Here is a 7,182-nt window from a genome sequence, read left to right on the forward strand (position 1 = left end):
GGGCCCGGCCGGGCGTCAGTGGTGGACGGGCGGGGTCTTCGACCGGGCCTCCGGCGAGGCTTCCGGCGGGGTCTTCGACGGGGCTTCCGGCGGGGCGGGCTGCCGGCCCGCTTGCGGTGCCGCCTCGGTGAAGGTGCCCAGGGCGGAGACGGCCCGGGGGTCGGTGATGCCGAAGGCGGCGGCGTTCCAGCCCTCCGCCGCGGCGCCCTTGCGCGGGGCCGTCGCGGTCGGGCGGGTGCCGCGGACGCCGAACGTGTAGTGCCCGGGGCCGACGTCGGTACCGGCCGGCGTGGTGAACCGGTAGACCAGGGCGCCCCGTTCCTGCTGGGCGGTGACCACGGCACCGGGCAGGTCCGTCCACGCGGTGCCGCTGCCCGGGGCCAACTCGCCCGGGGCGAGCCGGAACTCGGTCTGGAGGGCGGTGACGGGCTCGGTGACGCTGAGGCCGAGCACGTGCCGCGTGCCGTCGCGGCCGAGCGGGGAGACCTGGGCGACGCCGCTCAGGGGCTGCTCGGCCCCGGGAGTGACGTCGGTGGTCGCGCCGGTGTCGGGGACGCCGGTGGCGGCAGGGGTGTTCGGGGTGATGTCGGATCCCGGGACGGCCGGGACCACCGAAGGGACGGTCGGGAGCCGCGGCGTGAACGACGGGGTGCCGGACGGGAGGCTCGCGCTCGGGGACGGCGACGGCTGTCCGGACGGCTGTGCCGGCGACGGGGTGGGCGTCATCTGCGGGGACGTCTGCGGAGACGTGGACGCCGGTCCGGACGGCGCCGCCGGCCCGTGCCCCGCGGTGGCCCCGCGGCCCTGGGCGGACGGATCGTCGGTGGACGCGAGCCCGGTGTGTCCGCCCTCGGACGCGGCGGCCGTCGGCTCGGGCGTGCCCGGTCGGTGCGTGGAGGGAGCGGGTGTCGACGAGCCGGGGTGCGGTCGCGCGGGCCGGGAGGCGGACGGCCGTCCGCTGGGCTCGGGCGCTGCCGGGGGGTGCTCGGCGGCGGCCTCGGCCTGCTCGGTGCCGCTCCCGCTCGGGGTCGGCGGCGGCGTGGTGCCGACCCGGGCGACGCCGGCCCGCCGGCCGACGCCCTGCTGCTCGTGCAGGAGCAGGGTGGTGGCGATGCTGATGCCGACGACCGTGGACATCGCCATCGCGGCGCCGGAGAACCGCAGGGTGGGCAGCCGGAACCGGCCGCCGAACGGGCGCGGCCGACCGTGCCGGCCGTGTGGCGCGGCCTCGTGCCGCACGTCCGGTACCGCGTCCTCGCGCACAGCCACCGGACCCCTCCCTCCCCGAAGTCGCCGTCGCAGTCGCCGCATTCTCCCACGGTCCGTGGCGCGGGGTCCGTTCCGGGAGGGGGTGAGCGTACCAGCGGGCGGCCACGTCGTGGACGGATTCCATCCACTTCGTGGACATCCGTTCATCGCAAGGAAGTTGACGGATCGTCCGACAAAATTGAGTAAGGACCGTCCGTCCGGGACGGGGGTGATTGCAACCTCCTTGCAACCCTTGCCCGCCCGGCCCGCGGTGGCGCAGTCTGAGAGCATCCCACGCCGTCCCGGAGAGACCGTCATGCCGCCCGACCCGCTGTCCGCAGCCTCCAGTGCACCCCTCGCCGCCACCCCCACGGGCGACGATGGGGAAGGCTCCACCGCCGCTCCGGCGGCGGTGGAGGAGGTGCTGACGCTGCGGATCGCTCTGGGCGAGGAGGTCGTCGGCGAGGTCCGCACCCGGTTCCGCTTCGAAGCCGCCCGTCCGTACGAGGTGCTGCTGACCTTCCACCTGGGCCGGCCGGACGAGGCCGACTGGGTCTTCTCGCGCGAACTCCTGCGCGACGGCCTGCGCATGCTGAGCGGCCAGGGCGACGTCAAACTGTGGCCGGCGTACTGCCCGTGCCACGGCTCGACGTTGCACCTCGCGCTCGAATCCCCGCACGGCAGTGCCCTGCTGGAGGTCTCCAAGCCCCGCGTGCAGGCCTGGCTCGACCGGACCTACGCGCTGGTCTCCGAGGAGGCCGAGCGCGCCTGCGGCCCGACCGACGCCCAGCTGGCCGCGCTGCTCGGGGGCGGCTGAGGGGCGCTCACGCGGGCGCGCGGGTCGGACATGCGGGGTTCGGGGACCGCTGTGCCCGGCAGGCGTACCGTTCCGGCGGCCAGTGCCGTCCGCAGCCGGCGCACGGCCGGGGCCGACGACGACGGCAGCAGGTCGTACGGATCGTCCGGGCCCAGCACCGTGACCAGCACCGACTCCGCGAACCGGTACGGCCGGTGGGCCAGCAGGCCGCCCAGGTAGCGGCGCAGCCGGGACAGCTCGGCGCGGACGGTGACCGTCCTGGCCGGATCCCCGAACAGCGCGTCGGCGAGCTGCGCGGCGGTGCTGCCGTCGCGTCCGGTGGCCAGCAGGAGCAGCAGTTCGGCGTGGCGCGGGCTGAGCGCGTGCGACCAGCCGCCGGCCGCGCCCTGCACCGAGAGCTCCGGCCGGTCCGCGCGCCGCAGGTCCAGGCGCAGCCGCGCCCCCTCCGGCTGTTCGGCGGCGAGGGTGCCGTCCCCGTCCGACGGCCGGACCGGCCGCACCAGCCAGCCGTCGGCCAGCGGTTCGAGGACGCACTCGCCGAGCCCGGGCACCCACTGGACGGCCGCGGCGCCCCAGCTCTCCGCGGGCAGGCGCAGCCGGCCGAGCGGCGGGAGCCCGGCCGAGGCGGCGGTCCACCCGGCGGCGTCCACCACGAGCGCCGGGCCGGCCACCCGGGCGAGCAGTGGGGCTGCCATCGTGCGCAGTTGGTGGAGCGACTCCAGCCGGTGGGCGCGCAGTTCGGTCTCGGCGAGGCGCGCTGCCGTGGTGGTGAGCTGGAGCAGGTACGGGCGCACGCTGTGGGCGGGGCCGCTGAGGTTGACCGCGCCGATGAGCTGTCCGGTGCCGGGGTCGTGGACGGGCGCGGCGACGCACGTCCAGGAGTGGTGGCTGCGCAGGTAGTGCTCGGCGGAGTGGACCTGCATCGGGCGCTGGGTGCGCAGCGCCGCCGCGATCCCGTTGGTGCCGACGCTCTCCTCGATCCAGCGGGCGCCGATCAGGAAGCCGATCCGGTCGGCGCTGCGGCGCAGGCCCCGCTCGCCCTCCTGCCACAGGACGTGGCCCTCGGCGTCGGCGATCGCGAGGATCAGCGGCGCCTGGTCCACGGGCTGGATGAGGGTTTCGCGGAGCACGGGCATGACGGCTTCCAGGCCGCTCGCCCGCCGGCGCAGTTCGACCTCGGCCGGGCCGAGGTGGATGGCGGCGGCGCCGGAGTCGGGGTCGAGACCGAGGCGGCGCAGGCGCTCCCAGGAGTCGCCGATCTCGGGGCGGGGTTCCGGCAGGCCCTGGCCGTCGCCGGTGGTGCCGGTGCCGACGGGCTGCTGGGTGTTCTCGCGGGCGGCTTCCCGGGCGGCGGCGTCGGCGAGGGTGCGGTCGTGGACCTTGGCCAGTTCGGCCGCGGTCGGCGGGGTTCGACGTTCCGGTCGTCGGGTCTGCCGTCCGGTCTGACGCACTCGGGTTGCTCCTCGCCGCCGATCGAGGGCGCGTCGGGGTCGATGCGCTGACGAAAGCGTAAGGGGGAGGCGGGGGTCTGGGGACGGGGTCGGGGAAGTCGGTGTGCGGGGTGGTGGGGGTTTCTTCCGCGGCTGCTGCCGGTTGCGCCCGCCGCGGCCGTCAGCGCTCCACGCGTCCGTCGTTGTGCTGGGCGGCCTCCACCGTGTGGTGCAGGTCGGCGGTCGCCTCCATGGTGGCCGCCGTGCTCAGTGCCAGGCAGGCGGCCAGGGCCAGGGCCACCGGGCGCAGGCGGGTGCCCGTCGGGGTCGGACGGGGTTGCAGGAGGGCGGCCACCCGCCGCGGGACGGGGCCGGTGTGGGCCGCGGCCGCCAGCTTGGGGCGGGCGGGCGACGGGGCCCGGTTGGCGGCCAGGGCGGCGCGGCCCACCGCGCGGGCGGTCACGGTGCGGTCGCCCACCCGGGCCGCCGCCACCTCGTCGGCCCAGCGCTCCAGGTGGTAGCCGAGGGGCGCGCGCAGTTGCCGGAGCGCCGGGTGGATGTCGGCGGCGTGTTCGGCCAGGGCGAGGAAGAGGTGGTGGCGGCCGGTGAGGTGGGCCCGCTCGTGGGCGAGCAGGGCCGCCCGCTCGGGGCCGCTGAGGGCCCGCAGCATGCCGGCGGTGACGACGATCCGGCCGGGTTCGCCGCGGTGCAGCCGGCCCGGGAGGGCGAAGGCGTCGGCGCGTTCGTCGTCGAGGACGGTGAGCCGGTGGTCGGGCGGGGTGAGCAGGTCCCGCGGGGTCCGGCGCGCGTCCTCGACGGGCAGGGCGGCCCGGGCGGTGCGCAGGTCGCGGTGGTGGCGGCGGGCGGTCCGGACGGCGAGGGCGGTCAGCGCGGCCAGGGCGAGTGCGGCGACGGCCGCCGCGAGGGGTGCGCCGGGCGCGGCGGCGGTGAGCCAGGGCAGGGACAGGTGGCCGAGGGCGGCGACCGGCGGCAGCTGGAGCAGTCCGGCGGCGGCGAGCAGGCCGAGCGAGCACAGGGTGCCGCCGGCCAGGACGGCGGCCGAGCCGGCGAGCGTCCAGGCGGCGGCCCGGGGGGACAGCGCGTCGGCGAGGCGGCGGGCCAGCGGGGCGGCGAGGAAGGGCAGCAGGAGGGGCGCCCAGACGGCGATCATCACGCGGTGCCGTCGCCCAGGAGTGCGCGGAGGAGCTGCTCGTCCTCGGCGGAGAGGTCGGACACGAAGCGCGCGAGCACGGTGGAGCGGTCGGCCTCGCGGCCGAGCTCGGTGTGCATGCGGCGGGCGGCGAGGCCCGCGGTGTCCTGGACGGTCGGGGTGTAGGCGTAGGCGCGGCCGGCCCGGGTCCGTTCGACGGTGCCCTTGTCGTGCAGGCGGGCGAGGATCGTCGCGATCGTGGTGCGGGCGAGGTCCCCGCCGAGCGCCGCCTGGACGTCCTGCGGCGTCATCGGGTGCCGTGCGGACCAGAGGGCGGTCAGCACCTCGGCCTCCAGCTCCCCGGCGGGCCGGCGGGCGGACGGTACGTCGGACATGGCGGCGCTTCCTCCAGTTATCGTCTACAGTCATGTAGACCGTCTACGTCACTGTAGACGGTCCGGGCGTTCCACCGCCCTCCAACGTACGGGAGGTCCGCCAGCCTTGCTCCAGTTCCCCCTCGATCCGGCCGTCCACCTCGCGGTGAACCCGCTGGACGCCTCCTCGCTGCTCGCCGCCTTCGGCGCGCTCGGCATCGCCGTGGTGCTCTTCGCCGAGACCGGCCTGCTGGTGGGCTTCTTCCTGCCCGGCGACTCGCTGCTGTTCACCGCCGGGCTGCTCTGCGTGCCCGGCGCCACCAAGGGCCCGCAGCTGGAGCTGTGGCAGGTCCTCCCGGCGGCCCTGGTCGGCGCGCTGGCGGGCGCCCAGGTCGGCTACGTCATCGGCAGGCGGGGCGGGCGGGCGCTGCTGCGCCGCAGCAAGCGCAAGAGCCTGCAGGAGGGCGTCGAGCGGGCCGAGGAACTGCTGGCCAAGTACGGCCACGGCAAGGCGATCGTCCTGGCGCGGTTCATCCCCGTCGTCCGAACGGTGCTCAATCCGATGTGCGGCGTGCTCGAAGTGCCGGTCCGCTCGTTCACCTTCTGGCAGGTCGCGGGCGGTGTGCTGTGGACGGTGGGCGTGGTGCTGGCCGGCTACGGGCTGGGATCGTCGATCCCCAGCATCGACCGATATCTGCTACCGATCATCGGTCTGGTAGTAGTTGTCTCCGTGCTCCCCATTGTTCTCGAAGTGTTCCGCGCCCGTAAGGCGCGCCGTCACGGAGGTGACGCGTGATGTCCTCCCGGGCTCTCGCCGTGTTCGACGGCAGTGGCATCTCCGGCGGCCTCTACACCCAGGTCAACGGCTGGTCCAAGGCCGCGCCGGTGTGGCTGGACGACGTGATCAAGGTCTGGTCGGCCATCGGCCTCGGCCTGTTCGCACTGTTCATGCTCCACGCGTGGTGGCGGGCGCGCGGTGCCGACTCGGTCCTGATGGCCCGGGTGCTGGCGACGCCGGTGATCGTGGTCGTCGCGTACGTCGCGAACTCCGTGCTGAAGGGCATGGTCGAGGAGGTCCGGCCGTGTGCGCAGATCCGGGGGAGCGTCCCCCTGGAGACCTGCCCCGGTACCGGTGACTGGTCCTTCCCCAGCAACCACACCGTGATCGCCTTCGCCGCCGCCACCGCGCTGTTCTTCGTCGACCGCCGCCTCGGCGCGATCGCCGGGATCTTCGCCGTCCTGATGGGCGCCTCCCGGGTGTGGGTCGGCGTGCACTACCCGCACGACGTCGCGGTCGGCATGCTGGTCGGCATCGTCGTCGCGGCGCTCCTGGCGCCGATCGCCGGGCGCTGCGGACCCCTGGTGGACCGGATGCGGGGCGGGGCACTGCGCCCGCTGCTCGGTCCGGGCGCGCTGCCGCGGTACTGATTCCGTCCCCCGCCTTGTTCGGGCGGGGCGGCGGGTAGAGCATGTGAGCCGGGCGTGGAGCCCCGTCGCGACGGGGAACCCGCCCGGCTCTGTCGTGCCAGCGGAGGGAGCGTCCGTGCCGTACCGACTCGACATCACCCAGGGGGACTGGCCCGGGGACCTCCTGCACAAGGGCGTCGAAGGCCTGCTCGCCGAGGCCATGGTGCTCACCCTCGCGACGGCGGGGCACGAGCACGGGCCGCACGCCAACCTGGCGTTCTTCGCCCACGACGACGACCTCGTCCTGTACTTCGTCAGCGAGCGCTCCACCCGGCACAGCCGCCACCTCGCCGAGGAGGCCCGCGCCGCCGCCACCGTCTTCCTGCCGCCGCCCGTCTTCGGCGAACAGCTGCGCGGCCTCCAGCTCACGGGCAGCGCCGGCGAGGCCTGGGGCCACCAGGCGGAGGCCGCCCTGGCCGCCTACCGGGCCCGCTACCCGTCCTTCGCCCAGGACGACGAGCTCCGCCGCCAGTACCTCGCCGGCGCCGGCGCGGCGGCCCTGTACCGCTTCGAGGTGGACGAGCTCACGGCGGTGGACGAGCCCAACTTCGGGCGCCGCAACTACCTGCGGGCCCGCGTGGTGCGGAGCTGAGAAACGGCGGCGGGGGCCCGGTTTGCCGGGCGCGCCCCCCCGCCCGGGGGGCGCCGCCCGGCCCGGCGGGCTCACGGGGCCCCCCGGAGGGTGTGCACCAACCC

The 7,182-nt window shown here is 75.9% G+C and carries 8 protein-coding genes; 4 read left to right on the forward strand and 4 right to left on the reverse strand.

The window, feature by feature from the left end; genetic code table 11:
* Nucleotides 1-15 precede the first annotated feature (15 nt).
* Nucleotides 16-1,269, reverse strand: a complete 1,254-nt coding sequence (locus tag ACFVSN_RS25485) for a hypothetical protein (protein WP_387956649.1) — start codon at nt 1,267-1,269, stop codon at nt 16-18.
* A gap of 295 nt (nt 1,270-1,564) precedes the next feature.
* Between ACFVSN_RS25485 and ACFVSN_RS25490 the strand changes: the two genes are divergently transcribed.
* The gene (locus ACFVSN_RS25490; RefSeq protein WP_380447190.1) at nt 1,565-2,065 is read left to right on the forward strand and encodes an SsgA family sporulation/cell division regulator; all 501 of its coding nucleotides are present in this window, start codon (nt 1,565-1,567) and stop codon (nt 2,063-2,065) included.
* On the opposite strand, the gene ACFVSN_RS25495 is transcribed toward ACFVSN_RS25490, so the two are convergent.
* The 3 genes from ACFVSN_RS25495 to ACFVSN_RS25505 all read right to left on the reverse strand — a co-directional run bounded on the left by ACFVSN_RS25495 (nt 1,984) and on the right by ACFVSN_RS25505 (nt 5,040).
* A complete protein-coding gene (locus ACFVSN_RS25495; protein WP_387956650.1) occupies nt 1,984-3,516 on the reverse strand; it encodes a GAF domain-containing protein in 1,533 nt (510 codons plus the stop codon). The genes ACFVSN_RS25490 and ACFVSN_RS25495 overlap by 82 nt on opposite strands.
* A gap of 160 nt (nt 3,517-3,676) precedes the next feature.
* On the reverse strand, nt 3,677-4,666 hold the full coding sequence (locus ACFVSN_RS25500; RefSeq protein ID WP_380447186.1) for a M56 family metallopeptidase: 990 nt from the start codon (nt 4,664-4,666) through the stop codon (nt 3,677-3,679).
* On the reverse strand, nt 4,666-5,040 hold the full coding sequence (locus tag ACFVSN_RS25505; RefSeq protein WP_380447184.1) for a BlaI/MecI/CopY family transcriptional regulator: 375 nt from the start codon (nt 5,038-5,040) through the stop codon (nt 4,666-4,668). The genes ACFVSN_RS25500 and ACFVSN_RS25505 overlap by 1 nt, the downstream gene beginning before the upstream one ends.
* Before the next feature lie 106 nt (nt 5,041-5,146).
* Here ACFVSN_RS25505 and ACFVSN_RS25510 point away from each other — a divergent pair, with 106 nt between their 5' ends.
* From ACFVSN_RS25510 to ACFVSN_RS25520, 3 genes are all read left to right on the forward strand, one after another.
* Nucleotides 5,147-5,815, forward strand: coding sequence for a DedA family protein (locus ACFVSN_RS25510; protein ID WP_380447182.1), 669 nt, complete (start codon nt 5,147-5,149; stop codon nt 5,813-5,815).
* A complete protein-coding gene (locus ACFVSN_RS25515) occupies nt 5,815-6,447 on the forward strand; it encodes a phosphatase PAP2 family protein (RefSeq protein WP_387956651.1) in 633 nt (210 codons plus the stop codon). The genes ACFVSN_RS25510 and ACFVSN_RS25515 overlap by 1 nt, the downstream gene beginning before the upstream one ends.
* 115 nt (nt 6,448-6,562) lie before the next feature.
* Complete coding sequence (locus ACFVSN_RS25520; protein WP_380447178.1) at nt 6,563-7,078, forward strand: pyridoxamine 5'-phosphate oxidase family protein; 516 nt, start codon at nt 6,563-6,565, stop codon at nt 7,076-7,078.
* Nucleotides 7,079-7,182: the final 104 nt, after the last annotated feature.

The sequence above is a fragment of the Kitasatospora sp. NPDC057904 genome (assembly GCF_042887925.1).
GTDB lineage: Bacteria > Actinomycetota > Actinomycetes > Streptomycetales > Streptomycetaceae > Kitasatospora.

What these genes read in the sequence shown, in the direction of transcription:
- ACFVSN_RS25490 (WP_380447190.1), top strand. Translation starts at nt 1,565, where the DNA reads ATGCCGCCCGACCCGCTGTCCGCAGCCTCCAGTGCACCCCTCGCCGCC.
- ACFVSN_RS25500 (WP_380447186.1), bottom strand. Translation starts at nt 4,666, where the DNA reads ATGATCGCCGTCTGGGCGCCCCTCCTGCTGCCCTTCCTCGCCGCCCCG.
- ACFVSN_RS25505 (WP_380447184.1), bottom strand. Translation starts at nt 5,040, where the DNA reads ATGTCCGACGTACCGTCCGCCCGCCGGCCCGCCGGGGAGCTGGAGGCC.
- ACFVSN_RS25515 (WP_387956651.1), top strand. Translation starts at nt 5,815, where the DNA reads ATGTCCTCCCGGGCTCTCGCCGTGTTCGACGGCAGTGGCATCTCCGGC.